Here is a 26,076-nt window from a genome sequence, read left to right as displayed (position 1 = left end):
TCATGTTTTCAATTTAGCATTTGTTCAATATTTAGATTCACACATCATAACACATCAACCTAGCACAGGCACAACTAAGCTCTGAATACACAAATCCAACACACACAACTTGTCAGATTTAAAATATTGTAGCATCAATCATTATTGGCCAGCTCAAACATCTCACAAAAGACACTCAATACTATTATCAAAATTTAATACAACTCTCACCAACTTCATCATGGGAACTGCCAATGTCAGAACGACTAATAAGAAATATGAGCTATTGTATAGGATTATCATTATTTTTAATAACCTTTGCCTTCGCCCCGAACTGTTTCCCTAAAACAATACAGAAGCCAATTTTTGAAGGTTTCCTATGTGCAACCGTCACCTGCTTCGCTTTGTTTGCTGCTTTCACTGGAACGGTAGCATCTCGAAGATTTTTCCTTCCCTGTCGCAAGGATAGGAGGAAAAAAGAAAACAAAATATTAGCAATACTCTTCCTTATCTCCATTGCCTCTGTGCTCATCACTTGCATATGGATCATCGCCATAACGAATGGGGCCTCACCCGATATCATGTGGAAAATTTACTCCATTGCCATCCCAATTGCTGCAATCAGCCTCCTCAAGCCCATCCGTAACTGGTTTGACTTTGACTAGCCCCCCCCACACCCCACAATAAAAAGAGCAGATTCCCATGCCGGAACCTGCTCTGTATTCTCTTGCGTAGCGCTGAATCAATACTGTGAGACTATAATGAAATCCCTGCCTGACCGTTCCATATGGCAACTGATGCACCCTTCCGGCGTACCGACAGGGCCGGCCTTGCCATCTGCCGTGTATCGTGCCCAGAACCAGTCTGCAGCGTCGGGATTATACCCCGGCACCTTGTACATGACCGTAATAGCGTCCAGCTTGCGGTCCTGAGTATAATCTTCCTTCACTACGACGGTGCCGTAAGGCTTGGGAGTTCCCCGCTTCGAAAGTCCCACATCGTTCACATAGACGATATGCAACTCGCCATGCGGAGAGGAGAGGCCGCACTGCATTCCGGCGTGATCAGGCCAGTTCTTCCATTTCTTGTAGGCCGCGTCTTTGACGACCTCGTTCCAGACCTTCTCTGCAACCGGATCATGCATGTTCGCAATGACGTAGTTGGCGGAAATGGCGATCATCAGCACGACCAACAGAAGCCATTTCATAACCGTACCTCCGGGGCTCGGGTTAGAGATACAACCCCAGTTACCCCTATTGGCGGCATTGGTCGTTTATATATTGGGGAAAGAATAGACAGGTAACAGAAAAGCGGCCTCAGAGCCGACAGAAGCATAGTTGTGTTTCAACAAATTCGACCACAATAATGACCAGCGGCAGGCCCTATTGTCTACCGTCTCATTATGCCAAGCTCTTTCAGCGCTTCGTTATCAATGCCATGCCGCTTCAAGATGGCATCATACTCACCGCTTTGCAGCAGTTTGAGCATCCCTTCATCAAAGGCCGCTGCAAGTTGGGCAGCCTTTCCATTTCTTCGCGAAAATACGACATGCACAGCATCTTGGGCATAGGGCTTACCGCAGACATGCAGCAGGCCGGGCGAAATCGCGCCCGTCTGCACCATATACAATACAACTTCCGGGTGCGTAAGCGCATAATCAAGCCGCTCGTTGCCGAGCTTTTTCAAATTCTGCTCGTGGTCGTTCCCTTCCTCTATGGTCAGGCAGGTCTCAGCAAGCTCCTTCAAAAACACTGAACCGCGATAAACACCCAAAGTAGCGGGGCATAAATCCTCTACAGAGGCTTCATATTCCTTTTCTCTCGCCATGCAGAAGAAATAGGGCTCAACGCGATAACACCACTGGGAGTATAGAAAGCAAGCTTCACGCTCCTTCAGGTATGAAGCGCCAAGCACGGCATCCACTTCGCCTTCCTCTCCCTTGAGAAGCGCCCGCTTCCACGGAAGCATTGTCACGGTAACGGCATAGCCCGACTCATGAAACGCGGAAACAACCAAGTCCGTCATGACCCCATTGTCCGGCAACTCTGAACTGCTGAAAGGCGGCCAGTCCGGAATGGCAAGCCGCACATCTGCCGCCGCTGCGGACGAGTTCACCCCCAAAAGGCAGATAATTACCAATGATAACACGCGAAACATTTGTTCACCCCGCATTCCCCACCGCATGCAACAGACTGGAATCATAGATTTGAATTCAATTTTAGACAGTAACACCACCCCCATCATAATACAACATGACCACGCCCTCTTCCATGCACGAAGAAAGGCTGCCCGTTGCCGGACAGCCTTTCCTTATTGTCATCTCTGCAGCACCAGCCGCATTCAGCTACTTCTGGTTGCGCTCCACGCGGGCCCAGCTGTCACGCAGGGTGGCAGTGCGGGTGAACACCGGCTTGCCGGGGCGGGAATCCTTGTCCACGCAGTAGTAGCCAAGGCGCTCAAACTGGACGCGGGTACCGGGTTCATACGTAGCGAGACGGGGCTCAAGATACGCGGTAACAACCTTTTCGGAATCGGGGTTCAGGTAATCGAGGAAGGTCTTGCCTTCTTCCACCTGATTGGGGTTCTCCTTCAGGAACAGCGGCTCATAGAGACGCACTTCCGCAGGCACGCCGTCGCAGACGGAAACCCAGTGGATGGTGCCCTTCACCTTACGGCCGTCAGCGGTGGAACCGCCCTTGCTTTCAGGATCATAGGTGCAGTGCACTTCCTTGATGTTGCCCTCATCGTCCTTCACCACGCCGGTGCAGGTCACGTAGTAGGCGTAGCGCAGACGCACTTCCTGACCGGGGGTCAGGCGGAAGTACTTCTTGGGCGCTTCTTCGCGGAAGTCGTCGTTCTCTATCCACAGCTCGCGGCCAAAGCGCATAGTACGGGTGCCGTAGCTTTCATCTTCCGGATGCAGGGGCATTTCGAACTCGTCGTACTGGTCTTCAGGATAGTTGGTGATAACCAGCTTGATGGGATCGACCACGCCCATGAGACGGGGCGTAACGGCGTTCAGCTTCTCACGCACGCAGAATTCCAGCAGCGCGTAATCCACCATGGAGTCCGCCTTGGCAATGCCGATACGGGAGCAGAACTCGCGCAGGGCTTCCGGCGGAAAACCACGACGGCGCACACCGGAAAGAGTGGGCATGCGGGGATCGTCCCAACCGCGCACGTGCCCTTCCTGCACCAGCTGAATGAGCTTGCGCTTGGAAAGCACGGTGTAGGTCAGGTTCAGGCGGGCAAATTCAATCTGCTGCGGACGGTAAAGGCCAAGGGTTTCCAGCATCCAGTCGTACAGCTCGCGGTTGTTCTCGAACTCCAGCGTGCAGATGGAATGCGTGATGCCTTCCGTGGAGTCGGAAATGCAGTGGGTGTAGTCGTACATGGGGTAGATGCACCACGTGTCGCCGGTGCGATGGTGATGCGCCTTGCGGATGCGGTACAGGGTGGGGTCGCGCATCACGATGTTGGAAGCCGCCATGTCGATCTTGGCGCGCAGCACGTGAGCGCCTTCTTCGAATTCGCCGTCCTTCATGCGCTGGAAGAGATCAAGGTTCTCTTCCACAGAACGGTTGCGGTAGGGGCTCTCCTTGCCGGGCTCAGTGAGGGTACCGCGATACTGGCGAATCTCTTCGGCAGACAGGGAATCCACATACGCCTTTCCGTCCTTGATAAGCTGAATGGCCAGCTCGTACAGGCGGTCGAAATAGTCGGATGCATAGAACATGCGGTCTTCCCAGTCATAGCCCAGCCACTTCACGTCCTCCATGATGGATTCCACGTATTCGGTGTCTTCCTTCACGGGGTTGGTGTCGTCGAAGCGCAGATTGCACTTGCCGCCCTCATGTTCGCTGGCAATACCGAAGTTCAGACAGATGGACTTGGCATGACCAAGATGCAGATATCCGTTGGGCTCCGGAGGGAAACGCGTATGCACGCGGCCCTGATACTTGCCGGAGGCGTTGTCTTCTGCGATTCGGGTACGGATGAAGTCCAGACCCGGACCTTCCTTCTTTTCTGCATTTTCCTTGGCAGACTCGATGGGGGAATTGCTCATGGGGTGCTCGTCCTATGCTGTATCGCATCCGGCAGAAACGACCGGACGCGGTTGATTCTCTTTGTACGGCAGGACATACGGGAAAGCGGCCTCACGGTCAATTCCCGCGCCTGTCCTACATGCAGCAGCATCGCGGAGTTCCTGGTTTTGAATAATCACATCACGGAAAAGAAGATGCCCCCATGCCCATGACGATTCGGAATAGGGGCCCCAGCAGCAGCCCCGTCATTTCACTCGGGCCGATGGAAGCCTTTTTCAGGCGAATATTCCAACTTATACTTCAATATTTCAGTATATTTGGCAGCCGTCATCTCAAAAAAATCTGTCTGTTGCATGGCGCGAAACACCTCTCTCACCTGATGCACCAGTGCGGGAGAAGTGTGTTTGGAGAGCATGATGAAGCTGGGAGCTTCCATGAAGACAAAAGCGACTTCAAGGGAATCCGCAGGACGCCCCGTTTGTTCAAGCCACTCGGGCACTTCAATATCGGATCCGATGAGTAGTGGAAAACGATCGCCGAACATCTTTTCCACGCATTGTGCGTGAGTTGGAGCAATATCAACCCGGAGGCCTTTGCTTTCAAACATCAAGCTTCGCCAGTCGTCGTGGACGCCACCTACGACCAGCCCTTGCTGTTTGATATCTTCAAGGCTTGTCACTGTTATCCGGCTTTCTTTCTTTTTATAAACGGCGTGCTTTCGGGAAACAACCGGACCTATGAAGTGAAAGCCGCAATCAACGCGCTCCTGAGTTCGGCCGCAGGTAAAGAGCATGACGTTGGGAGTGGTCTGGGCAATATTAAGCACTCTTGCCCATGGTTTAACTTCTATTTCAGCGTCAACATTCATTCGCCGGAGTATCTCACGAACGACATCAACGGACGTCCCAACTATCTCGCCGTCCTGCACATAGTTGGTCGGCGGTTCAATTGTGGTCAGCACCAGCATTTCGGCCTGAACAGGCAGCATAGACAAAAGCAGAAAGACAACGGCAGACAATAATGACGTTGTGATGGTCATTGAATGAACTTTCATGCTACGCACGGACTATCCGAAGAGAAAATGACGTCATTTTCTACAATCCAGCCTCAGGTGTAATCTACAGAGAAATTCCTCTAACATGTTCAGACAACGAACAAATTTACCACCTCCTATACAATACTTTCCAATCACATTGCAACAAGGATACTCCTGACCACTACTGAAGCCCCATCGGGCAAAAGCTACTTCATCCCTGAATAATGCCCCCCCGTCTGCCGGAAACGGTTCTCCTCCGCAGCCTTTACATATACCAGCGCCAGCTTCTGCCTGCCATGAACAGGTCCTTCAGGGTGCGAATGGAACCGCCGCGCATCTTGCGCACCAGATAAACAAAGAGATAGGCGGCCTGCATGGCGTCTTCCAGCGCATCGTGCTCCTGAAAACGGGGCAGTCCGTAATGCGCGGCAAGATCACGCAGGTTGTAGGATATGCTGGGCTGGAAAGGATCGAACGAGGCTTCCCAGCGCTCCTGTTCCCATGCCTGGGCAAGACGCATGGTATCTATGCAGGGCGTGGCGAGCGAACCGCCCATATGCCGTCTGGCAGCCCTGTTCAGAAAGGCCATGTCCAGCCCCACATGATGCCCCACAATGAGCGATCCGTTGCAGAAGCGCAGCAGTTCGGGCAGCACGTCTTCAATGGGCGGCTTGTCGGCCACGGCTTCGGGCGTGATGCGATGCACGAGCGTGGCGGGCTTGTGCATCGTCCCGCGCGGACGCACCATGAGGTGCAGCGTGTCTGAAGGATTGATGCTGAAACCTGCCACGCGCACGGCTCCGATGGAGACGATTTCGTCCCGCGAAGGATTGAGGCCCGTGAGTTCGCTGTCCAGCACCACGAAGGAATACTCCTCTATGGGCCGTTCCTGATCAAAGTCCGCGAAGAGTGCATAGTTCTCTTCCAGCAACGGATGTACGGGACCTGTCCAGCGCCCCAGCCCTTTACGGACTGCCTGAAGCAGCCCTGCTATCCTGCCGGTGAAACCGGTTGTGGCGGATGCCGATGTACTCATCATGGCATGTCCTTTCCCATTGGGCTGTTACAGGTTTGATGATCAGGGCCTATCCCATGTGCATGTGGAACATTTCCTTGAGGAAGGATTGCAACCGCACCGCCACCGCAAAAGCTTCCTTGAGCGTCTGCTTTTCGAGGTCCGTGAGGGTTGCGGGGTTGATATGGTTGTCCGGCTGCTCACCGCGCTCTATCTGCCCCACCTGATGCACCAGCCGCAGATGCATGACGAACTCGTACGCATCGCGGGCCTCGCGCCCGAGCTGGGCAGGCACATGCCCTGCCGCTTCCAGCGCGAGCAGACGGTCCATGGTGTTCGTTTCGCGTAAGCCATGGCGCAACGCCATGACCCGCGCAAAATCCACGAACGGCAGGCCGCCGCGCTTTTTCAGGTCCAGCGTGTTACGGTGCTGGCCGTCCTTTTCCACAATGAAGCTGCGGAAGAAGCTGAGCGGGGGCCGCATGCGCAGGCAATCCGCTGCCAGATGCCGCTGAAACAGTTCGTTGGAGGCGGCATCGTCCAGCACCTGACGCCACAGGCCGTCCACGTAATCCGAACGCCCATAGCCTGAACGGAAATCAAAGAAAATTGATGAGTTGAGCACCTGCTCCGGCTCCGGCCTGCGAATCCAGTTGCCGAACAGCTCTGCCCAACCAGCCTGTTCCATCCGCCAACGCGGATTGCTGGCCATCATGTCGCCCTTGCAGCGTTTGAAACCGCAGGCATCCAGATGGTGCACGGCCTGCTCGGCAAAAGCGGCAAAGTAAAATTCCGCAGCCCGTCTGATAACCGGATCTTCCGTGTCGCGGATGATCAGGGCGTTGTCCTGATCGGTCATGAACGTCTGCTCGCGGCGGCCTTCGCTGCCCATGCACATCCAGCAGAACGGCACAGGAGCGGGCCCGAGTTCGCGCTGCAGCAGCGAAAGCACCTTTTCCAGCATCAGGTCGTTGAACACGGTGATCATGCGGGTGATGGCACCGGCACGGGCACCTTCCTCCACCAGCCCGCGCACCACGTGGGCCACCCGCTGCCCGAGGGGATGCAGGCCCTCCAGTGTACGCTGGTGCATGATCTCGCGGAACAGCGACATGGGAGTGCGCCCCTGCATGACCATGATGTCGTGCGCGGTTATCACCCCCACGATGCGCCCGTTGCGTGTAACGCACAGGTGGTGAATCTGCCGCCGCATCATCTCCAGCAATCCGTCGAAGCAGGGACGCTCGGCATCCATGGCGACAACCGGCGCGTTCATCAGCGTTTCCACGGGTGCGCCGTAGTCCATGCACAACGACACAGCCTTGCGCAGATCGGAGTCGGTGACAATGCCGATGATCTCGCCGTCCGAATCATCCGCAAGCCGCTCTCCGCCACTCCAGTTTGCCGCCGTCAGGTTGCCGAGCCGCTCGTCCCAGTCTTCGCCGAGCACCATGGAAAGACCGTTGCCGCTCTCCTGCTCGGCAGGCAGGACAGCCTCTGAAGCACCTTCGCGAATAAGCAGCGACCCTACGCCCTGCTCCACCATGCAGGCGGCCGCCTGCCTGAGCGAAGTGCCGCGCACGACGCTTACCGGGGGACGGGAGACAAGATCACCCACCCGGCTGGCAAAAAGGTAAAGCCCTTTCTCGTCCGCAAGCCCTTCGCATCGAACGCGCATTTCGGCAAAGGCCTTGGAAACGAACCTCTCGGGCAATCCCTTCATGTAGTATTGCGAAACAACCTGCTCGCGCTCCACCAGCTCAAGGAAGACAGCCCGGGGAATGGTGATAAAGAACGTATCTTCCACCGTTTCCACATCAGCGGTGGCAAAGCCGCCATCCATAAGCGCCACTGCTCCCACGGAAGCGCCTTCGCCCCGCACGTCGGTCAGCGAGTCGGAACCGGAGACTTCCCCGGAGGCGTTACCCTGCCTGCCTTCGCCAGCAGCAGTCTGGGGAGTAGATTCGGCATCAGGACCGCCTGTGAGCCGCACCGCCCCTTTCTGCACCAGCCACAACCTGTCGGGACGGGTACGTCCGCGCTCGAAAAGACGGGTGCCTGAGGGCATGAAATCAACAGAACAGGCCTTGGCGAGCCAGCCGAGCACATCGGCAGAAAGCTCACTGAACGGCAGCGTGCCGCGCAGAAAGTCCAATGCCAACTGTGGCTGTCTGGATGGGTCTGCCATGTGCTTTCTCCCTGTTTGCGCTTGCCGTTACCGGAGCCTGCGCAGTTGGCCCGAAAGGCTTATCGGCCCGCTGCAGGCTCTTCCCTGTCCAGCCCCCTGTCTTGCAGGGAGGTTGTCCTGAAACATGCAGCCAGTCTCACTGCACTCCACCTTGCCCGTGCCGCCGGTTCCCGTGACGGCGGGAGCGGAACCAGTTCCGCCCCCGCGCTATCAGGGAGTGCGCGTAGCACGGGACACGCGAATCAGTTCTAATGATCTATGGCGGCTCCGGCACCACGCGGGATGCGGATGGATTCCACCATGTCCTGCACTTCCTGGGGAGGTGCGGAAGTCATATGCGATACTGCTATCGTTACCACAAAGTTGATGATCATGCCCACACAGCCGATACCCTCGGGGCTGATCCCCATGAACCAGGGAGCAACGCCCATGAACTTGGTCTGCACGATGTAGAGCATGGTGAACCCGATACCGCTGACCATGCCTGCGATGGCCCCTTCACGGCTGGCGCGCTTCCAGAAGATGCCGAGCACCAGCGTGGGGAAGAAGGAGGACGCCGCAAGCCCGAAGGCCAATGCCACCACCTGTGCCACAAAGCCGGGCGGGTTGATGCCGAAGTAACCGGCGATACACACGGCCACGCCGATCATGATACGCCCGAGAAGCAGCCGCTGCTTTTCCGAAGCCTGCCTATTGACCATGCGGTAGTAGAAGTCATGCGAGATGCTGGAAGCAATAACCAGCAACAGGCCGGATGCCGTGGACAAGGCTGCTGCAAGACCACCGGCGGCCACCAGCGCGATAACCCACGGAGGCAGGTTGGCGATTTCAGGGTTAGCCAGCACGATGATGTCGCGGTCCACATACAGTTCGTTGGGGCTGTCAACGGGAGCGTTGGTCACAACACGCTGTCCGTCTCTGCCAATTTCACCGGAAAACACCGGCTTGCCTTTGAAGGCATCGCCCTTGCGGAACTGCACAATACCGTCGCCGTTCTTGTCCAGCCATGCGATAAGGCCGGTTTTTTCCCAGTTCTTGAACCAGCTGGGTGCCTGCGTATAAGCCACATCGTTCAGCGAGTTGATCAGGTTGTACCGGGCAAAAGCCCCCACAGCAGGAGCCGTGGTATACAATATGGCAATGAACAGGATGGCATATACGGCGGAAAGACGTGCGCCGCGAACCGTAGGCACCGTGTAGAAGCGAACGATAACGTGGGGCAAACCGGCGGTGCCCACCATGAGTGCCATGGTGATGCAGAATACGTCGATCATGGGCTTGCTGCCTGCGCCAAAGGCCGTGGTGTATGCCGAAAAGCCGAGGTCCGTACCGATCTGGTCGAGTTTTTCAAGCAGATAGATGCCCGCGTCAGGTCCGGAAGCAATGGCGGAACCAAAACCCAGCTGCGGAATGGGTGTTCCCGTGATCTTCATGGAAATGGCCACGGCAGGAATGAGGAAGGCCACGATAAGCACTGCGTACTGTGCCACCTGCGTCCAGGTGATGCCCTTCATGCCGCCGATTCCGGCATAGAAGAACACAATGGCCATACCGATGAACACGCCGGTGTTCACGTCCACCTCAAGGAAGCGGCTGAACACGATGCCCACGCCGCGCATCTGTCCTGCAACATAGGTAAGCGACACAAAGACCGCACAGATAAGCGCCACCAGTCGCGCCGTGCCGGAGTAATATCTGTCGCCAACAAAATCCGGCACGGTAAACTTGCCGAACTTACGCAGATACGGGGCCAGAAGCAGGGCAAGCAACACGTAACCGCCCGTCCAGCCCATCAGATACATACAGCCTGCATACCCATAGAAGGAAATAAGCCCGGCCATGCCGAGGAAGGAGGCGGCGCTCATCCAGTCCGCCGCCGTTGCCATGCCGTTTGCCAGAGGCGGCACCCCGCCGCCCGCCACGTAGAAGCCCTTGGTATCACGTACGCGGCTTGCCCATGCGATGCCCATGTATACGGCGAAAGTTGCGCCGACCATGATGTAGGTCCATATCTGGATACTCATTGCTCACTCTCCGTCATTGCTGCTTGTTCACGTTTGTTTCCCGCCTGTCCCCCTGTCGGGGAGACGCATTGCGCGGGTAGCGCTATTCATCGATGTCATACTTCCGGTCGAGTCGACGCATGAGCAGGAAGTAGACGAAGATCAGAATGACAAAGACGTAGATAGACCCCTGCTGTGCAAACCAGAACCCCAGAGGGAACCCGCCCATCTTGATTGCGTTCAGCTCGTTCACAAGCACAATGCCGAACACATAGGAGACCAGTGCCCAGATGGACAGCAGTACAGCCATGTAACCGATGTTTGTTTTCCAGTACGCTTTCATGTCCGGTTTCATACGGCACCTCGCTTGTTGCAGATTGCTGCTCTGCCCTGTGCCGGACCATCCGGCAGGACCCGCTCAGTTATCCCTATAGAAAAGAAAAAGCAGCTTTGCACGTGCTCTTCGGTGAACGGCATGATGGACATGGCGGAAGGGTAAACGGAAAGGAGCAGCCACTCACCGGCTGCCTGCGACCGATCATGGGAGAGGATATAATAGCGTCCGACAGATGGACGACAATATAGAATTAAAGATAGCGGTGCGCTCAATCAACCCAATGAGCCCGCCAATTAATTCAAGCAACTCTGCCCGGAACCCCTTGCAGCATGCACAACAGGGCTACATGCCTGCAAGGAAACATCCACAACTACGGCCCGTTATGCATATCATTATTTGTCACGCAACAGACACATCAATACATAACCGTGGGTAGCAAACGCCCCCATCCTTCCGGAGGCCAAGAAATGAAGAATATTACACTAAAGACAAAAATGATTGCTTTCTGTCTTCTCGTGGGTTTGCTTCCTCTCATGGCCATGGGGCTCTACGCATACAACATTGCCGCTTCAAGTCTTGAGAAAGGTTTCTTTGGACAACTCGTTTCCATACGAGAAATCAAGAAGCATTCAGCAAGTGAGCTGACTGAAATGTGGCGGGCAAACATAGTGTCATTCGCCCACTCACAGACCGCCAAAGAGCACCTCAGCAAATTCATTGACTACGCAGATAGCTCCGGCGGCATGAACGGAGATAACGTCAACATCTCAAGTGCCGAATACAATACCCTTCACAAAAACGCCCTTGGAGAGTTCGACTACTGGGTTGAAGATGCAGGCTACTATGACGCATTCATTACAGATGACAGAGGGCGCATACTTTTCAGTGTTACCAAGGAACCAGACCTCGGACAGGACCTTGCCCGCGGCAAGCTTTCCTCCAGCGGTATCGGCAAAGTCTGGAAGCGGGCAATGCAAGGCGAAACAGCCTTTGCCGACTTTGCCCCTTACGCCCCCTCCAAAGGGGCACCAGCAGCTTTCATAGGAGCCCCCCTGAAGAACAAAGGGGAAACGGTGGGCACAGTCATTCTCCAGGTCCCTCTGGACAAGATAAACAATCTTATGCAGTTGCGCGACGGCCTGGGGCAAACCGGCGAGACCTATCTGGTCGGGCCGGATAAACTGATGAGGTCTGATTCCTTTCTTGATCCGGATAACCACTCGGTTATTGCCTCCTTCAAAAACCCCTCAAAGGGTTCAGTGGATACGGAGGCCTCTCGCGATGCTCTGGCAGGAAAATCAGACACCCGCATCATAATCGACTACAACGGCAATCCGGTTCTTTCTTCGTTCACCCCACTGAACCTCTTCGACACAAACTGGGCACTTATTGCAGAAATTGACGAGGCCGAAGCTTTTGCAGCCATTTCAACGTTACGTAATGCCATGCTCCTTGCCGGTTTCATTGTACTGATCATCGTTGTAATCAGCACACTGTTCATTCTCAGGCGAGAACTGCTGCACCCCTTGAGCAAGATCCAGCACTTCGCCGACGAAGTGTCCCGGGGCAACCTGCAAGCCAAGGCCGAAGGAACGTTCAAGGCCGAAATTGCACAGGTTCATAACGCCATCACCATCATGGTGGATAATTTGAAGAGCAAAATGGAAGAGGCCCAAACCAAAAGTCTGGAAGCCGAAGAACAGGCAACCCGCGCCCGCACGGCCTTGACAGAGTCCGAGGAGCAGCAACGACGTGTCGCAGCCCTGCTTGAGCGAATGAAGGACATTGCCGATCAGGCCAGCACCATATCGGAGCGGGTTTCTTCTGCCTCGGAAGAATTGACCGCACAGGTTGATCAGGTAAGCTCAGGGGCCAGTATCCAGCGCGACAGAATGCAGGAAACCGCGACTGCCATGGAAGAAATCAACGCCACGGTCAACGAGGTAGCTAAAAATTCCAGCAACGCCGCGGATAGTTCAGGTTCAGCCAAGGACAAGGCATCCGAAGGCGCAGTCGTCGTTCAACAGGTCATTACCGCCATAGATGACGTGAACAAAATGGCCGCCACCCTCAAAGATAACATGCGAGACCTCGGCTCTCAGGCCGATTCCATTGGACAAGTTCTTACCGTTATCTCGGATATTGCAGATCAAACCAACCTGCTGGCCCTGAACGCAGCAATCGAGGCCGCCCGCGCTGGCGAAGCAGGACGCGGCTTTGCAGTGGTTGCGGACGAGGTACGCAAACTTGCCGAAAAAACGATGACCGCAACCAAGGAAGTCGGCGAACGCATCCACAGCATCCAGTCCTCCGCCACGTTGAACATTGGACATGTGGACAAGGCAGCCAAGGCCGTCCAAGTGGCCACGGAAAAGGCCAAAAGTTCAGGCGAAGCACTTTCAGCCATTGTGACTTTGGTGGACGACACGGCCAGTCAGGTGTCCGGCATTGCTACTGCCGCGGAAGAACAGTCGGCTGCAATGGAAGAAATCAACCGCTCCGTGGAAGAAGTGACCATGATCGTGGGCGAAACGACGCAGGGCATGGAACAGGCGGCGGACGCCATTCAGGAGTTGGCAAGCCAGATTGCCGATCTGCGCAAGCTCATTCAGCAACTGGAGTCCGCGAGCCAATAAGGTTTACGCACCTCACAGCAAAAAAGCCCCGGCCGAAAAGGCCGGGGCTTTCAATTTCAGTTCATGCTGCCTTGTGGTCAGGCTCTGCTCTCACGCACACCGTAGAAGATGACGTAAAGAACAGGCACAACAACCAGCGTAAGGATAGAGGCAAAGGTAAGGCCCGCCATAATGGTAACGGCCATAGCCACGAAGAAGGCATCGCCCAGCAGGGGCAGCATACCGAGAACCGTGGTTCCCGCCGCCATGAGCACCGGTCGCATACGGCTGACAGAAGCTTCCAGCACGGCATGGAACGATTCCTTGCCCTCGTTTATCTGGGCGGCAATCTCATCAAGCAGCACAATGGCATTCTTGATAAGCATCCCCGAAAGGCTCAGGAAGCCCAGAAGCGCCATGAAGCCGAAGGGCTGTCCCGTTGCGAGAAGGCCGCAGGTAACGCCGATAATGGCGAGAGGCACCGTAAGCCAGATGATCAGCGGAGGCCGCAGGGAGTTGAAGAGCACGACGGTGATCAACACCATGAGCACCACCGTGGGCGGAATGGACGATGACAGTCCCTCCTGCGCATTGGTGGAATCCTCGTACTCGCCGCCCCACTCCATGGAATACCCTGAAGGCAGGGGCATGGCCTCAAGCTGCGGCCGCAGGTCCTTGAAGAGAACGCTCGCAAGGCCGGAAACAGGCTCACAGGCAGCTGTGACAGTGTACTTTCTGTCACGACGCTGCAGCAGGCTGTAGTCGTTGACCGTACGGAAGCCGGAAACCACCTGATTGAGCGGAATCATGGCCTTCTGCGAAGGGCTCCATATCTGCACGTCGGCTATGCGCCCCACTTCCAGCCGCTCTTCCGCAGGCGGACGGGCTATGATGGGCAGCAGGGAATCTCCCTCGCGGTAGACGCCTACCGTGGAACCGGAGAAGGCCATCTGCAACGCCTTTGCAATATCCGTCCTGTCCAGTCCCGCCCGCTTTGCAGCAGCTTCGGCAACAACGGGCTCAAGCACCTTCACCTTCTCGCGCCAGTTATCGCGCACGCCCTGGGCATTCGGGCTTTCACGCATGATGCGCTTGGCCTCGGCGGAAATGGTACGCAGCACCTCGGGGTCTGGCCCGCTGAAACGTATTTCAATCGGGTCGTCACGCCCCGGACCGAGACGCACCTTCTTGAACTTGAAGAAGGCTTCGGGGTGAGCATCCTGCAGGTTTTGCTTGTATTCTTCGATCATGGCGGGAATCTCATTGTAGTCCTTCACCGTCACGATCAACTGGCCATAGTTGGAGAAGTCCTTCTCAGGACCGTAAACCAGCATGAAACGAGGAGCACCGCCGCCCACAAAAGTGGAAACGAACTCCACGCGCGGATCCTTAAGCACTCTGGCTTCAAGCTCTTTCAATTCGGCACTGGTCTGACGAATGTCAGTACCTTCCGGTTTCCAGAAATCGATGAAGAACTGCGGCTGCGTGGAATCAGGGAAGAAGCTCTGCTTGACGAAGCCGAACCCCACAATGGAGGCGGCGAGCAACCCGCCCATCACGGCCATGGTCAGCCACCTGTTGTTCAGGCAGAAACGCAGCATTCCCCGATACAAGGTGAACATGATGCCGCCGTAGGGGTCTTTGTCGCCAGCGCCCCCGCCCTTGAGGAACATTTCGCACAGCAGTGGGGTGCTGGTAATGGCCGTCACCCAGCTCAGCATAAGCGAAATGAGCAGCACCCAGAACAGGGAGCCGCAGTACTCACCGGTGTTATCCTCGGAAAGCCCGATGGCGGCAAAGGCCATGACTGCTATGACCGTGGCGCCGAGCAGGGGCCAGATGTTCTGGCGCACCACCTCTCCGGCTGCGGCTATGCGATTCTCGCCTTTCTGGATGCGCACAAGCATCCCTTCCGTCACCACGATGGCATTGTCCACCAGCATACCGAGGGCAATGATGAGAGCCCCCAGCGAGATACGCTGCAACTGGATATCCATCATCGTCATGAAAATGAACGAGCCCGCAACGGTAATGAGCAGCACGCCGCCGATGATGAGCCCGCTGCGCAGGCCCATGGTGACCATGAGCACGCCGATGACGATGACGATCGCCTCAATCAGGCTTATGGCAAATCCGTCTACCGCCTTGGTCACGTAGTCCGGCTGGAAATAGACCGGATCAACGACTATGCCCACGGGGGTTTCAGCATCCATCTCGGCAAGCTTTGCTCGCACACGCTCGCCCAGATCAACGATGTTGCCGCCCGAAGCAAGCGAAATACCCAGACCCAGCGCAATCTTGCCGTTCTGGCGCATCATTTTCTGAGGCGGATCAATGTAATCGCGGGAAATGGTGGCGATATCCCTGAGGTACACGAGCTTGCCGGAACCGGCGTCGGTAACGAACAGGTCGCCCAGATCGTCCACGGAGGAAATGCCGCCGCTCGGAGAAATACGGATGTACTCGGGGTCTACCAGCACACGACCGGCGTCCGTCACGAGGTTGCGCTGCGAAAGCACGTTCAGCACATCAGTCATGGAAACGCCAAGAGCACGCAGACGGGCCCGCGAAATCTCGACATAGACCACTTCCTGCTGTGCGCCCCAGATGGTCACCTTGGCCACATCCTGAACCACGAGCATCTCCTTGCGGAGGTTGTCCACGTAGTCCTTGAGTTCCTTGTAGCTGTACCCGTCTGCCGTCACGGCAAAGAAAATGCCGTATACGTCGCCGAAGTCATCGACAACGAGCGGCGTCTTGGCGCCGGGCGGCAACGAGGAGACACTGTCGCCGACCTTGCGGCGCAGCTCGTCCCAGACCTGGGCAAGCTTTTCCTTGCCGTACTCGTCCTTGATGGTGACGGTAATCGTGGAAACCCCGGGCTTGGAAACGGAGGTGACACGCTTGAGCTGGCCCATCTGCTGGACCGCGCTCTCAAGCACCTCTGTCACTTCCTCGGCCACTTCCTGTGCCGATGCGCCGGGATACATGGTGATGACCTGCGCATCCTTGATGGTGAATTCAGGATCCTCAAGCCTGCCCATGGACGTATAGGCGGCGAGTCCGCCCAGAATCAGCGCAAAGGTCAGGGCAAGCGTACTCACCCGCTTGCGTATGGAAAACTCGGCAATATTCATGTTTATTGCCCCCCTACCGGCCCTTCAAGAATACGGACCTGCTGTCCCTCTTCAAGATAGTGCACACCGGCAGTGACAATACGCTCTCCCGAAGCAAGGCCGCTGGAAATTATGATATCTGTGCCCTGCATTTCTCCTGTTACAATGGCCTTGGAATGCACGGTCATATCTTCACCCAGCACCCATACGTGCTTGCTCTGCCCCTCTCCGCCGAAAACTGCGGCGGAGGGAATCATGTAGCCTTCGGTCGCCATGGTGGGAGGCAGCTTGCCCTGCACTTCCGCCGTCATGCCGGGCTGCAGGGCAATGTCCGCGGGCGCATCAATCGTCATGGTCACGGTATATGTCTGCGTCTGGGCGTTAGGCACAGTCTGGTATTCCTTCAGCCGTGCGGTAAACTCGCGGTCGGGGTACGCAGCAAAGCGGACTACGGGAGGAGTGGTCGCTCCCTTGTAATTCTTGAAGAGAATGAACACGAACTCGGGAATCTGCACTTCCACATCCAGCGAATCCAGATTCTGCAGCCGCACAATGGGTTGCTGAATCTGCACATTCTCGAAATTCTTCACGTACTTGGTGCCGATGGTACCGGAGAACGGCGCACGCAGTTCCGTATATTGAACGTTCTGACGAGCCTGCCGGATCTGCTGTTCAAGGGACTCCAGCTCGGAAACAGTATTCTCATACCGTGCCTTGGCCGTATCATATGCGGATCTGGAAATGGTATCGGATTTCAGCAGCTGCTCATTACGCTGAAAATTGAGACGCGCTTCGTTGAGAGAAGCCTTGGCCCCGCCAAGACGGGATTCAAGGTTGCGCAGCGAAGTAATATAGTCCTTCTTGTCCAACTGGGCGATAATCTCGCCTTCCTTCACCTGCTGCCCTTCCCTGACCGGAAAATCGGCCAGCTGACCGGCAACGCGGAATCCGAGATCGACGGAATCACCGGCTACAACCACTCCGGGAAAAGCGCGGAGCACTCCGGCCTCACGTTCCCCGACAGTCATCACCTTCACCGGTTTGATCGCCTTGGCCTTGGGCGCTTCTTCCGAAGAAGAGCACGCCGCCAGCAGACTGAGAAGAACAACAGGCAAAATTCTTGAAATGAAAGACCTATATACAGCCATGGTATGATTCTCCTTGACGAAATGACACTCTGAACACGCCGACGGCATCCCAATACAGCTATCCGGCTACGAAGAATAGCATATCCCGCTGATTAGACAAGCCAAAGATCAGCCGGAACCACCTGTAAGAATCACCATCCGAGACACTGACCTGAACGGCCAATTTTTTCATCAATTTTTACAGGCTGTTTTAAAGAAATATGCAAGCAACCTTCAACTTTTCCCATCGCCCTCAATAACAGCAAGACAAATTCAGCAGGGCATATTCAGACAATTTCGTACTTTTTCAGGTCACTCTCTTGCACATGACAGGCTACAGAGTTCATAAAGTTGCAATCTGTCATATTGAGCGACGAAACAGCCAGCAAATTGACATATTTTGCGGTTTTATGGCATCCGGTTTTGACAATTTTCCACTTTTCAGCAACAACAACGACGAAAGGTTCAAAAAGGCTCGAAACAAATTTTTCAGGCTGCTTGCTGCAAAAACACTGGGAGTTTACCGGTTCGGCAGCCTCAGTTGGGGTTTTTTCACATTTTCGTACCGCCACTGCTAATTTCGGAGGATCCAATGAATTTCAAGGGACTTAAGAAGCGTATCATTGCCGGCCTTGCCATCGCCATGTTCTGCAGCCCCGCCTTTGCAGATACCATCAAGCTCGGCGTTGCCGGTCCCCACAGCGGTGACCTCGCCTCCTACGGCATTCCTACCATGAACGCCGCCAAGATTGTTGTCGAACAGATCAACGCCAAGGGCGGCATCGACGGCAAGATGATCGAACTGCTCATTCAGGACGAAGAGTGCAAGCCTGAAAAGGCCACCAACGTTGCCACCAAGCTGATCTCCGACGGCGCTGTTGCCGTTCTGGGCCACATCTGCTCCGGTGCCACCAAGGCAGCCCTGCCCATTTACACCGAAGCCAAAATCCCGGTCATGTCCCCCAGCGCAACCAACCCCGCGCTGACCCAGTCCGGCGAATACCCCACCTTCTTCCGTACCATCGCATCTGACGACGCTCAGGCAAAGCTGGGCGTTGATTTTGCCATCAACAACCTGAAGGCCAAGAAGATTGCCGTGCTGCACGACAAGGGCGACTACGGTAAGGGCTATGCAGACTTCGCCAAGAAGTTCATCGAAGACGGCAAGCAGGCTGAAGTGGTTCTGTTTGAAGGCGTAACCCCCGGTGCCGTGGACTACTCCGCCGTTGTGCAGAAGATCCGTCGTGCAAACGCCGACGTAGTCATCTTCGGCGGCTACCATCCCGAAGCTTCCAAGATCGTTGCCCAGATGCGCAAGAAGCGCATGGATACCCCCTTCGTATCCGATGACGGCGTTAAGGACGACACCTTCATCAAGGTTGCCGGTGGCGATGCTGAAGGCGTTTACGCCTCCGGTCCCCGCGACGTTTCCGGTCTGGCCCTGTACAAGGAAGCCATTGAAGCACACAAGAAGCAGTTCGGCACCGAACCCGGCGCCTTCTTCGACTCCGCTTACGCTGCTGCCCTGGCACTGCTGAACGCCATCGACAAGGCCGACTCCACCAAGTTCGACGCCATGGCCAAGGTTCTGCATGAAGAACTGGTCGACACCCCCGTGGGCCAGATCAAGTTCGACGACCGCGGCGATGCAGTGGGCGTTGGCTTCTCCATGTACCAGGTTCAGAGCGGCAAGTACGTAGAACTCAAGTAATTATTGCGACTGGTTGAGATATTCTCAAGGGGACAGGCAACGCCTGTCCCCTGCTTCTTTACTCAAAAGCCGGAGTTACGACCCGCCCTCACCCCGTTGTCGTTGGGGTGCGCGGGGGAATCCGGACGGGACAGGTCACTATGGATTGGTCTTACTTTTTTGAATTAGCGCTCGGCGGGCTTACCCGCGGAAGCATCTACGCGATGATCGCACTCGGTTACACCATGGTGTACGGCATCATCGAGCTCATCAACTTCGCCCACGGCGAAATCTACATGATCGGCGCTTTTTCCGCCCTCATAGTAGCTGGCGTTCTGGGCATCTACGGTTTCCCCGCCATTGCCATCCTGCTCATGGCAGCCGTGGTCGCCGTCATCTACTGCTCGGCGTACGGCTTCACCATGGAAAAGATCGCGTACAAACCCCTGCGTAACGCAGGCCGTCTGTCGCCCCTTATTTCCGCCATCGGTATGTCTCTCTTCCTCCAGAACTACGTCATTCTGGCACAGACTTCCGACTTTCTTCCCTTCCCGGCGCTGATCCCCGAATTCGAATTCCTTGATCCGGTTGCACACATTTTCGGATCCAGCGACTTCGTCATCGTTGTAGCCAGCGCCGTCGCCATGGCCTGCCTCACCCTGTTCATCAAGTACACCAAAATGGGCAAGGCAATGCGCGCCACCGCACAGAACCGCAAGATGGCCATGCTGCTCGGTATTGACGCCGACAGGGTCATCTCCATCACCTTCATCATCGGTTCTTCGCTTGCAGCGCTTGGCGGCGTGCTCATCGCCTCCCACGTGGGACAGGTGAACTTCATGATCGGCTTCATTGCCGGCGTGAAGGCGTTTACCGCCGCGGTTCTCGGCGGCATCGGCTCCATTCCCGGCGCAATGCTCGGCGGCCTCTTCCTCGGTCTCGCAGAGAGCTTCGCCACGGGATACATTTCCAGTGACTATGAAGACGTGTTCGCGTTCACCCTGCTGGTCGTGTTCCTCATCTTCAGACCTTCCGGCATCATGGGCAAAGCCCCTGTGGAAAAGGTGTAGCAACCCGTTTACGCACATAGAGAACGCAGCCCGTCTGCGTGTGGGATACTTATTATGCAAGCAATGCAAGAACTGAAAAAATCGCTACTCGTCAGCGTTTGGTTCATGTTCCTCACCCTGCCGCTCATGGTGATTCGTGTAAACACCATTGAAAACACGGTAGAGTGGCGGTGGATGAATATGGTTTATATCGCCGTGGGGAGCTTCATCCTCTCCTTTGTCTGGCGCTGGGCTCTGCGCCGCAAGGAACTGGTCAAGACCGCCCCTGCGACCACCTCGGCCAAGCCCTCCTTCACCGACCGGCTGGGCTCGGACAAGCGCTTCACCTTCACGGTTTACAGCGGCGCGCTGGCGCTGTTCATGATCATGCCGTGGCTGGTGAGCACCTACCAGACCAACATCTTCATCTCCTTCCTGCTGTACGTGATTCTCGGCCTTGGCCTGAACATCATCGTCGGCGTGGCTGGCCTGCTCTTCCTTGGTCATGCAGCCTTCTACGCCATCGGCGCTTACACCTACGCCCTGCTGAACCACTATTTCGGCATAGGCTTCTGGGTCGCCCTGCCCATCGGCGGCGTGATGGCAGCTCTGGCCGGTGTGGCTCTGGCCTTCCCCGTACTGCGTCTGCGCGGCGACTACCTCGCCATCGTCACGCTTGGCTTCGGCGAAATCGTCCGGCTGGTTCTCGAAAACTGGAGCGATCTGACCGGCGGTCCCTCCGGCATTTCCAGCATCCACCGTCCCGGCCTGATGGGCCAGGAACTGACCGTTGCCGGTGCCAACATCTACATCTATTACATCGTGCTGGTCATGGCGATTATCACCATCATCGCCGTACAACGCCTCAAGGATTCCCGTATCGGCCGAGCACTGCAGGCCTTGCGTGAAGACGAAATCGCCTGTCAGGCCATGGGCATCGACCGCGTGAACACCAAACTCATGGCGTTCGGTCTCGGCACCGCATGGGCCGGTTTTGCGGGCGTTATCTTTGCGGCCAAAACCACGTTCATCAACCCCGCGAGCTTCACCTTCTTCGAATCCGCCATCATCCTCTCCATTGTGGTACTGGGCGGCATGGGGTCGAACCTCGGCGTCATTCTGGGCTCCGCATTCCTCGTGCTCATGCCCGAATATCTGCGCGCCTTCTCCGAATACCGCATGATCATATTCGCGGTTGCGATGGTGCTGATGATGATCTTCCGCCCGCAGGGGCTCATCGCCCCCAAGGGTAAAAAATACACGGTGAACGATCCAAGTCTCGCCGATGAAGGAGGGAAGGCGTAATGGCTACCGTACTCGACGTCCGTTCCCTCTCCAAGAACTTCGGCGGCCTGCGCGCCCTCAACGACGTGGACATGAAGATCGACGCCGGTGAAATCGTGGCCCTTATCGGCCCCAACGGTGCCGGCAAGACCACCTTCTTCAACTGCATCACCAGCATCTACGTCCCCACGGAAGGCGAAGTGCGCTTCACCCCCAAGGGCAGCAGCGAAACCGTGATCAAGGGCATGAAGCCCAACCTTGTTACCGAACTGGGCATGGCCCGTACCTTCCAGAACATCCGCCTGTTCAAGAACATGACCGTTCTTGAAAACGTGATGATAGCACGCCACTGCCGCACCAAGGCAGGCATCCTTGGCGCGCTGCTGCGAACCCCGGCGGTGCGGAAGGAAGAGCAGGAAATCGTGGACAGAAGCTACGACCTGCTCAAATACATCGGCCTGCACAAGCATTACAATGATCTCGCCTGCAACCTGCCCTACGGCGAACAGCGCCGTCTGGAAATCGCCCGCGCCCTCGCGACGGAGCCTTCGCTCCTTCTTCTGGACGAACCGGCAGCAGGCATGAACCCGCAGGAAACCGCAGCGCTTAAGCAGCTTGTCCTGCGTATCCGCGACGAACTGGATATGGCCATTCTGCTCATCGAACACGACATGAGCATGGTCATGAGCCTTTCAGAGCGCATCTATGTCATGGAATACGGCTGCATGATCGCGCATGGCACCCCTGCCGAGATCAGCAAGGACCCCCGAGTCATCAAGGCGTACCTGGGAGAGGACCATGCTTAAGCTTACCAACGTCAACACCTACTACGGCAATATTCACGCCCTGCGCGACATCAACCTGCACATTGAGCAGGGCGAAATCGTCACGCTTATCGGCGCCAACGGCGCAGGCAAGTCCACCACGCTCATGTCCATCTGCGGCGGCACTCCGCCCCGCTCCGGCGAGATCACCTTCGAAGGCAAGCTGCTTCACAAGATGCGCGCCAACGAGATCGTACGCCTCGGCATCAGTCAGGTACCGGAAGGCCGACTGATCTTCCCCGAACTGACGGTCATGGAGAATCTGGATCTCGGCGCATTCCTGCGTAACGACAAGGAAGGCATCAAGCGCGACCTTGATTACGTGTTCGACCTCTTCCCCATTCTGGCTCAGCGCCAGAAGCAGCAGGGCGGCACGCTTTCAGGCGGCGAACAGCAGATGCTGGCCATTTCCCGCGCACTCATGAGCAAGCCCCGCCTGCTGTTGCTGGACGAACCTTCTCTGGGCCTTGCCCCCATCATCATCCAGCAGATCTTCGACATCATCAGGAAGGTTAACGAAGGCGGCACCACCGTGTTCCTCGTGGAGCAGAACGCCAACCAGGCGCTCAAGATCGCTCACCGCGGATACGTGATGGAGAACGGCAGAATCACGCTTGAGGATTCCGCTGCCAGCCTGCTTTCCAACGATGACGTGAAAAAGGCCTATCTGGGTCTGTAATCGCGTCTCCACCAACAAGAAAAAAGGCGGCCTTACGGTCGCCTTTTTTTATGCACCGGGCACTGTCCCTCCGCGCAAACTGTTGCCAAGCAGTCAGTGGTATGACACTATTCCGCAGCCTTATCACAGTTACAACACAAGCCCATGACAAACATCGCACACCATCGCCTCTCACTACATGCAGGCCTTCTCCTGCTCATCATGACGCTGACGACGCTGCTGTGTCCGCTCCATTCCGCCGCAGCCGACCAGCAACTGCACCTGCGCGATTTTGTTCTCGACAATTCCGAGGGACAGATTGCCGTCCGTTTCGGTATCGGTTTTTCTGAGCTGGATCCCCTGCGCCTCATGCTCAAGGAAGGCTCTCAGGTCACGCTTGACTGCGAAGCCACCCTTTCAGAACCCGGCACTCTTTGGCTCGCAAGCACCCTGACCCGACAGCAGTTCACCAGTGTGCTCACCTACGACGTGCTCACCCGCGAATATGTCATCGTGCATGAAAATGACACCACGCTGCACAAGAACACCAGCCTCATCAAGCTGCTTGAAAACACTTGGGAAAAGCTGACCATCAACCTCGGCCAGCTTGCCGCGCTGGAACGGGGACGGGACTACCGCGTGGAGCTGAACATCCGCATCAAGAATGACAACGTTCCCCCGTGGCTCACCAAGACCCTCTTCTTCTGGTCCTGGGACATCGCCCCATCCATGCACTATTCCATGAATTTCACCTTCTGACACACGAAGGCACCATGACCGCGCGCGAAACACAAAACGGACACAACTCGGATGACAACGTCGGGCAGACCACCCAAGATGCTGCCCACCGCGACACCATCCGCGTAAGCGTTGCGGATACGCGCGAGCGCAAGCGCCGCCAGAGGGAGCTGATCCTTGCGGCCGTCGCCTTTCTGATGGTCGTGGCCCTTACGTGGGTTGAACTCACGTATTTCGGGGTGGACTCATACTTTTTTCTCGGCCTGTTCAACCTGAACTTCATTCTCCTGCTGCTGGTTCTGTTCATCGTTATCCGCAACGGCGTGAAGCTCATGCTGGAACGCCGCCGCAGAGTGCTCGGTTCCCGGCTTCGCACGCGCCTTGTGCTGGCCTTCATGTGCCTGTCCCTCTTCCCCACGGTACTCATGTTTCTGGTCAGCGCCCGTTTTGTGCAAACCTCCGTGGATTACTGGTTCAAAAATCAGGTAGAGCACTCCATGGAACAGGCGCTGGAGGTTGGCCAGTCCATCTATGCGGATTCACGGGACAGGCTGAAGCACCGCAGCGAGTTCATGATTCAGGAAATCATCAGCCGCCGCTTCGCATGGGGCGGCAAGGCCATGGATGAGTACCTTTCCAATAAACTGACCGAATACGATCTCACCCTCGTGGGCGTCATCCGCCCCGACAAGCAGGAGCAGAACTGGCACGGGCCAAAGGATATTTCCAACGTCTGGGAAGAAACCAAGGCCCGCATCAACTGGGACAGTCTTGAGAATCAGCCCCTTTTCTGGTCGCTCATATGGCCGGGGTCAGACGCGGACTACGCCGTAGGAGTTATGCCGGTTGACGAAGGCAAAACCGGCTATCTGGTGCTGGTGGAAAGCGTGGGGCAGGGAGTCATGTTCCGGCTGGACCGCATCGTGCGCGGCGTTGAGGAATACAAGAAGCTCAAAACGCTGAAACATCCACTCAAGGTCACGCTGTATTTCGTGCTCGGTGTGCTCACCCTGCTCATCATTCTCGGCGCCATGTGGTTCGGCTTCCGGCTTGCCAAAGAACTGGCCGCCCCCATACTTGCGCTGGCCGAAGGTACGGAGCGCATCGCCCGGGGCGACCTTGCAGTGCGTCTTGAAGACACCTCCACCGACGAACTCGGCGTGCTGGTGCAGTCATTCAACCGCATGGCCGAGGACCTTGAACAGAGCCGCTCGCGCCTTACTGACGCCAATATCAAGCTGGGGCGCCAGAATTTCGAAAAGGAACAGCGCAACAGATACATAGAAGCCGTGCTGGACAACATTGCCGCCGGCGTCATTTCGCTGGACGCCTCCGGCAGCATTTCCACGCTCAACAAGGCCGCTTCCGCCATCTTCAGCGTGGAGGCGCGCAACCTCATTGGCCTGAGCGCCCGCGAACTGCTGCAGGGAGAGTATGCCGAACTGGTGGATGACATGTACCTGCATTTCACGTCCATGCCGGAGTCTCTCTGGCAGCGGCAGGTGGATCTTTCCGTCGGCGGCCGGGAACTGAAGCTGCTGGTCAACGCGGTGGGCCTGCCCTCGCGCGACTCCGGAGAATACGGCGTTGTCATCGTGTTCGAAGACATCACCGAACTGGAAAAAATGCAGCGCATGGCCGCATGGCGCGAGGTCGCCAAACGCATCGCCCATGAGATCAAGAATCCGCTCACGCCCATCAAGCTCTCCGCACAGCGCTTGCAGCGCAAATACGGCAAGGATGTGGGCGATCCGGTTTTCGACCAGTGCACCGACCTCATCGTTCGTCAGGTGGAACACCTGCAGCAGATGGTGCAGGAGTTCTCCGCCTTCGCCAAACTGCCCGAAGTCACGCCCAAGCCCGACCAGATTGAACCGCTTGTCGAAGAGCTGGTTTCGCTGTTCCGGCACAGCCACAGCCACATCGAATGGGAACTCAAGTTCCTTTCGGCCATCCCCACCATCCCCATGGACAGAGAGGCCCTGCACCGTGCCTTCCTGAACATCATCAGCAATGCGGCCGAGGTCCTGCAAGGCCGCGACAATCCCAAAGTCTCGGTCACGCTGCGGCATGACAAGCAACTCGGCCTGATCCGGGTAGACATTGCGGACAACGGCCCGGGCCTCACCAAGGAAGAACGCTCACGCCTGTTCGAGCCCTATTTCTCCCGCAAAAAAGGTGGTACGGGGCTTGGCCTGACCATCGTAAAGTCCATTGTCAGCGACCACCGCGGCTATGTGCGAGCAAATCACGCTGAAAATGGAGGAACCATTGTCACTGTAGAGCTTCCTGTGGCATAATGTGTGGTACTGTTAAACGGCGTCACCGGAGCACACGGGACGTGCACTCTATCCACACGAAAACAGGGACA

General features: G+C 56.3%; 20 protein-coding genes. 8 read left to right on the top strand and 12 right to left on the bottom strand.

Features of this window, described 5'->3' with window-relative positions:
- Nucleotides 1-262 precede the first annotated feature (262 nt).
- From N1030_RS16660 to N1030_RS16620, 9 genes are all read right to left on the bottom strand, one after another.
- Nucleotides 263-562 carry a hypothetical protein gene (locus tag N1030_RS16660; protein WP_265826676.1) on the bottom strand — a complete coding sequence of 100 codons (300 nt, stop codon included), beginning with the start codon at nucleotides 560-562 and terminating at the stop codon, nucleotides 263-265.
- Between the two features lie 159 nt (nucleotides 563-721).
- Nucleotides 722-1,186 carry a cytochrome P460 family protein gene (locus N1030_RS16655; RefSeq protein ID WP_265826674.1) on the bottom strand — a complete coding sequence of 155 codons (465 nt, stop codon included), beginning with the start codon at nucleotides 1,184-1,186 and terminating at the stop codon, nucleotides 722-724.
- Between the two features lie 182 nt (nucleotides 1,187-1,368).
- Nucleotides 1,369-2,223, bottom strand: coding sequence for a substrate-binding periplasmic protein (locus N1030_RS16650; protein WP_265826673.1), 855 nt, complete (start codon nucleotides 2,221-2,223; stop codon nucleotides 1,369-1,371).
- Between the two features lie 100 nt (nucleotides 2,224-2,323).
- Nucleotides 2,324-4,045: a glutamine--tRNA ligase/YqeY domain fusion protein gene (locus N1030_RS16645; RefSeq protein ID WP_265826672.1), complete on the bottom strand. Its 1,722-nt coding sequence runs from the start codon at nucleotides 4,043-4,045 to the stop codon at nucleotides 2,324-2,326.
- A gap of 230 nt (nucleotides 4,046-4,275) precedes the next feature.
- Entirely contained in the window at nucleotides 4,276-5,079 is an 804-nt protein-coding gene (locus N1030_RS16640; protein WP_265829095.1) for a substrate-binding periplasmic protein, read from the bottom strand.
- A gap of 247 nt (nucleotides 5,080-5,326) precedes the next feature.
- The gene (locus N1030_RS16635; RefSeq protein ID WP_265826671.1) at nucleotides 5,327-6,100 is read right to left on the bottom strand and encodes a 3'-5' exonuclease; all 774 of its coding nucleotides are present in this window, start codon (nucleotides 6,098-6,100) and stop codon (nucleotides 5,327-5,329) included.
- A 46-nt stretch (nucleotides 6,101-6,146) separates the two neighbouring features.
- On the bottom strand, nucleotides 6,147-8,264 hold the full coding sequence (locus N1030_RS16630; RefSeq protein WP_265826670.1) for a putative nucleotidyltransferase substrate binding domain-containing protein: 2,118 nt from the start codon (nucleotides 8,262-8,264) through the stop codon (nucleotides 6,147-6,149).
- A 248-nt stretch (nucleotides 8,265-8,512) separates the two neighbouring features.
- Entirely contained in the window at nucleotides 8,513-10,288 is a 1,776-nt protein-coding gene (locus tag N1030_RS16625) for a sodium:solute symporter family protein (protein WP_265826668.1), read from the bottom strand.
- 82 nt (nucleotides 10,289-10,370) lie between these two features.
- Nucleotides 10,371-10,610 carry a DUF4212 domain-containing protein gene (locus tag N1030_RS16620; protein WP_420842817.1) on the bottom strand — a complete coding sequence of 80 codons (240 nt, stop codon included), beginning with the start codon at nucleotides 10,608-10,610 and terminating at the stop codon, nucleotides 10,371-10,373.
- A gap of 461 nt (nucleotides 10,611-11,071) precedes the next feature.
- Between N1030_RS16620 and N1030_RS16615 the strand changes: the two genes are divergently transcribed.
- Nucleotides 11,072-13,240 carry a methyl-accepting chemotaxis protein gene (locus N1030_RS16615; RefSeq protein WP_265826665.1) on the top strand — a complete coding sequence of 723 codons (2,169 nt, stop codon included), beginning with the start codon at nucleotides 11,072-11,074 and terminating at the stop codon, nucleotides 13,238-13,240.
- A 77-nt stretch (nucleotides 13,241-13,317) separates the two neighbouring features.
- Here the strand turns inward: N1030_RS16615 and N1030_RS16610 are convergent, their stop codons facing one another.
- From N1030_RS16610 to N1030_RS16600, 3 genes are all read right to left on the bottom strand, one after another.
- Nucleotides 13,318-16,356, bottom strand: a complete 3,039-nt coding sequence (locus N1030_RS16610) for an efflux RND transporter permease subunit (RefSeq protein WP_265826664.1) — start codon at nucleotides 16,354-16,356, stop codon at nucleotides 13,318-13,320.
- Between the two features lie 2 nt (nucleotides 16,357-16,358).
- Entirely contained in the window at nucleotides 16,359-17,483 is a 1,125-nt protein-coding gene (locus N1030_RS16605) for an efflux RND transporter periplasmic adaptor subunit (RefSeq protein WP_265826663.1), read from the bottom strand.
- Between the two features lie 266 nt (nucleotides 17,484-17,749).
- A complete protein-coding gene (locus N1030_RS16600; RefSeq protein WP_265826662.1) occupies nucleotides 17,750-18,055 on the bottom strand; it encodes a hypothetical protein in 306 nt (101 codons plus the stop codon).
- Here N1030_RS16600 and N1030_RS16595 point away from each other — a divergent pair.
- The 7 genes from N1030_RS16595 to N1030_RS16565 all read left to right on the top strand — a co-directional run bounded on the left by N1030_RS16595 (nucleotide 18,055) and on the right by N1030_RS16565 (nucleotide 26,005).
- Nucleotides 18,055-19,173: a branched-chain amino acid ABC transporter substrate-binding protein gene (locus tag N1030_RS16595; RefSeq protein ID WP_265826661.1), complete on the top strand. Its 1,119-nt coding sequence runs from the start codon at nucleotides 18,055-18,057 to the stop codon at nucleotides 19,171-19,173. The genes N1030_RS16600 and N1030_RS16595 overlap by 1 nt on opposite strands.
- A gap of 140 nt (nucleotides 19,174-19,313) precedes the next feature.
- The gene (locus tag N1030_RS16590) at nucleotides 19,314-20,222 is read left to right on the top strand and encodes a branched-chain amino acid ABC transporter permease (RefSeq protein ID WP_265826660.1); all 909 of its coding nucleotides are present in this window, start codon (nucleotides 19,314-19,316) and stop codon (nucleotides 20,220-20,222) included.
- Between the two features lie 63 nt (nucleotides 20,223-20,285).
- Nucleotides 20,286-21,506, top strand: coding sequence for an ABC transporter permease subunit (locus N1030_RS16585; RefSeq protein WP_265829094.1), 1,221 nt, complete (start codon nucleotides 20,286-20,288; stop codon nucleotides 21,504-21,506).
- Nucleotides 21,506-22,291 carry an ABC transporter ATP-binding protein gene (locus tag N1030_RS16580; protein ID WP_265826658.1) on the top strand — a complete coding sequence of 262 codons (786 nt, stop codon included), beginning with the start codon at nucleotides 21,506-21,508 and terminating at the stop codon, nucleotides 22,289-22,291. Before N1030_RS16585 ends, N1030_RS16580 begins: the two co-directional genes overlap by 1 nt.
- Nucleotides 22,284-22,988 (top strand): ABC transporter ATP-binding protein, encoded by a 705-nt coding sequence (locus tag N1030_RS16575; RefSeq protein WP_265826657.1) that lies wholly within the window; start codon nucleotides 22,284-22,286, stop codon nucleotides 22,986-22,988. The genes N1030_RS16580 and N1030_RS16575 overlap by 8 nt, the downstream gene beginning before the upstream one ends.
- Before the next feature lie 144 nt (nucleotides 22,989-23,132).
- A complete protein-coding gene (locus N1030_RS16570; RefSeq protein ID WP_265826656.1) occupies nucleotides 23,133-23,726 on the top strand; it encodes a DUF4390 domain-containing protein in 594 nt (197 codons plus the stop codon).
- Between the two features lie 14 nt (nucleotides 23,727-23,740).
- Nucleotides 23,741-26,005, top strand: coding sequence for a sensor histidine kinase (locus N1030_RS16565; RefSeq protein WP_265826654.1), 2,265 nt, complete (start codon nucleotides 23,741-23,743; stop codon nucleotides 26,003-26,005).
- Nucleotides 26,006-26,076 lie beyond the last annotated feature (71 nt).

It is taken from the genome of Desulfovibrio mangrovi (assembly GCF_026230175.1).
Classification (GTDB): Bacteria; Desulfobacterota; Desulfovibrionia; order Desulfovibrionales; family Desulfovibrionaceae; genus Halodesulfovibrio; species Halodesulfovibrio mangrovi.
The sequence above is the reverse complement of the archived record's forward strand: the minus strand, read 5'-3'. Positions and strand labels throughout refer to the sequence as shown.

Coding starts and splice junctions, on each gene's coding strand:
- N1030_RS16615 (WP_265826665.1), top strand. CDS start 11,072: ATGAAGAATATTACACTAAAGACAAAAATGATTGCTTTCTGTCTTCTC.
- N1030_RS16590 (WP_265826660.1), top strand. CDS start 19,314: ATGGATTGGTCTTACTTTTTTGAATTAGCGCTCGGCGGGCTTACCCGC.
- N1030_RS16595 (WP_265826661.1), top strand. CDS start 18,055: ATGAATTTCAAGGGACTTAAGAAGCGTATCATTGCCGGCCTTGCCATC.
- N1030_RS16625 (WP_265826668.1), bottom strand. CDS start 10,288: ATGAGTATCCAGATATGGACCTACATCATGGTCGGCGCAACTTTCGCC.
- N1030_RS16630 (WP_265826670.1), bottom strand. CDS start 8,264: ATGGCAGACCCATCCAGACAGCCACAGTTGGCATTGGACTTTCTGCGC.
- N1030_RS16655 (WP_265826674.1), bottom strand. CDS start 1,186: ATGAAATGGCTTCTGTTGGTCGTGCTGATGATCGCCATTTCCGCCAAC.
- N1030_RS16580 (WP_265826658.1), top strand. CDS start 21,506: ATGGCTACCGTACTCGACGTCCGTTCCCTCTCCAAGAACTTCGGCGGC.
- N1030_RS16635 (WP_265826671.1), bottom strand. CDS start 6,100: ATGATGAGTACATCGGCATCCGCCACAACCGGTTTCACCGGCAGGATA.
- N1030_RS16575 (WP_265826657.1), top strand. CDS start 22,284: ATGCTTAAGCTTACCAACGTCAACACCTACTACGGCAATATTCACGCC.
- N1030_RS16585 (WP_265829094.1), top strand. CDS start 20,286: ATGCAAGAACTGAAAAAATCGCTACTCGTCAGCGTTTGGTTCATGTTC.
- N1030_RS16570 (WP_265826656.1), top strand. CDS start 23,133: ATGACAAACATCGCACACCATCGCCTCTCACTACATGCAGGCCTTCTC.
- N1030_RS16660 (WP_265826676.1), bottom strand. CDS start 562: ATGATATCGGGTGAGGCCCCATTCGTTATGGCGATGATCCATATGCAA.
- N1030_RS16605 (WP_265826663.1), bottom strand. CDS start 17,483: ATGGCTGTATATAGGTCTTTCATTTCAAGAATTTTGCCTGTTGTTCTT.
- N1030_RS16640 (WP_265829095.1), bottom strand. CDS start 5,079: ATGAAAGTTCATTCAATGACCATCACAACGTCATTATTGTCTGCCGTT.
- N1030_RS16620 (WP_420842817.1), bottom strand. CDS start 10,610: ATGAAAGCGTACTGGAAAACAAACATCGGTTACATGGCTGTACTGCTG.
- N1030_RS16650 (WP_265826673.1), bottom strand. CDS start 2,223: ATGATGGGGGTGGTGTTACTGTCTAAAATTGAATTCAAATCTATGATT.
- N1030_RS16645 (WP_265826672.1), bottom strand. CDS start 4,045: ATGAGCAATTCCCCCATCGAGTCTGCCAAGGAAAATGCAGAAAAGAAG.
- N1030_RS16565 (WP_265826654.1), top strand. CDS start 23,741: ATGACCGCGCGCGAAACACAAAACGGACACAACTCGGATGACAACGTC.
- N1030_RS16610 (WP_265826664.1), bottom strand. CDS start 16,356: ATGAATATTGCCGAGTTTTCCATACGCAAGCGGGTGAGTACGCTTGCC.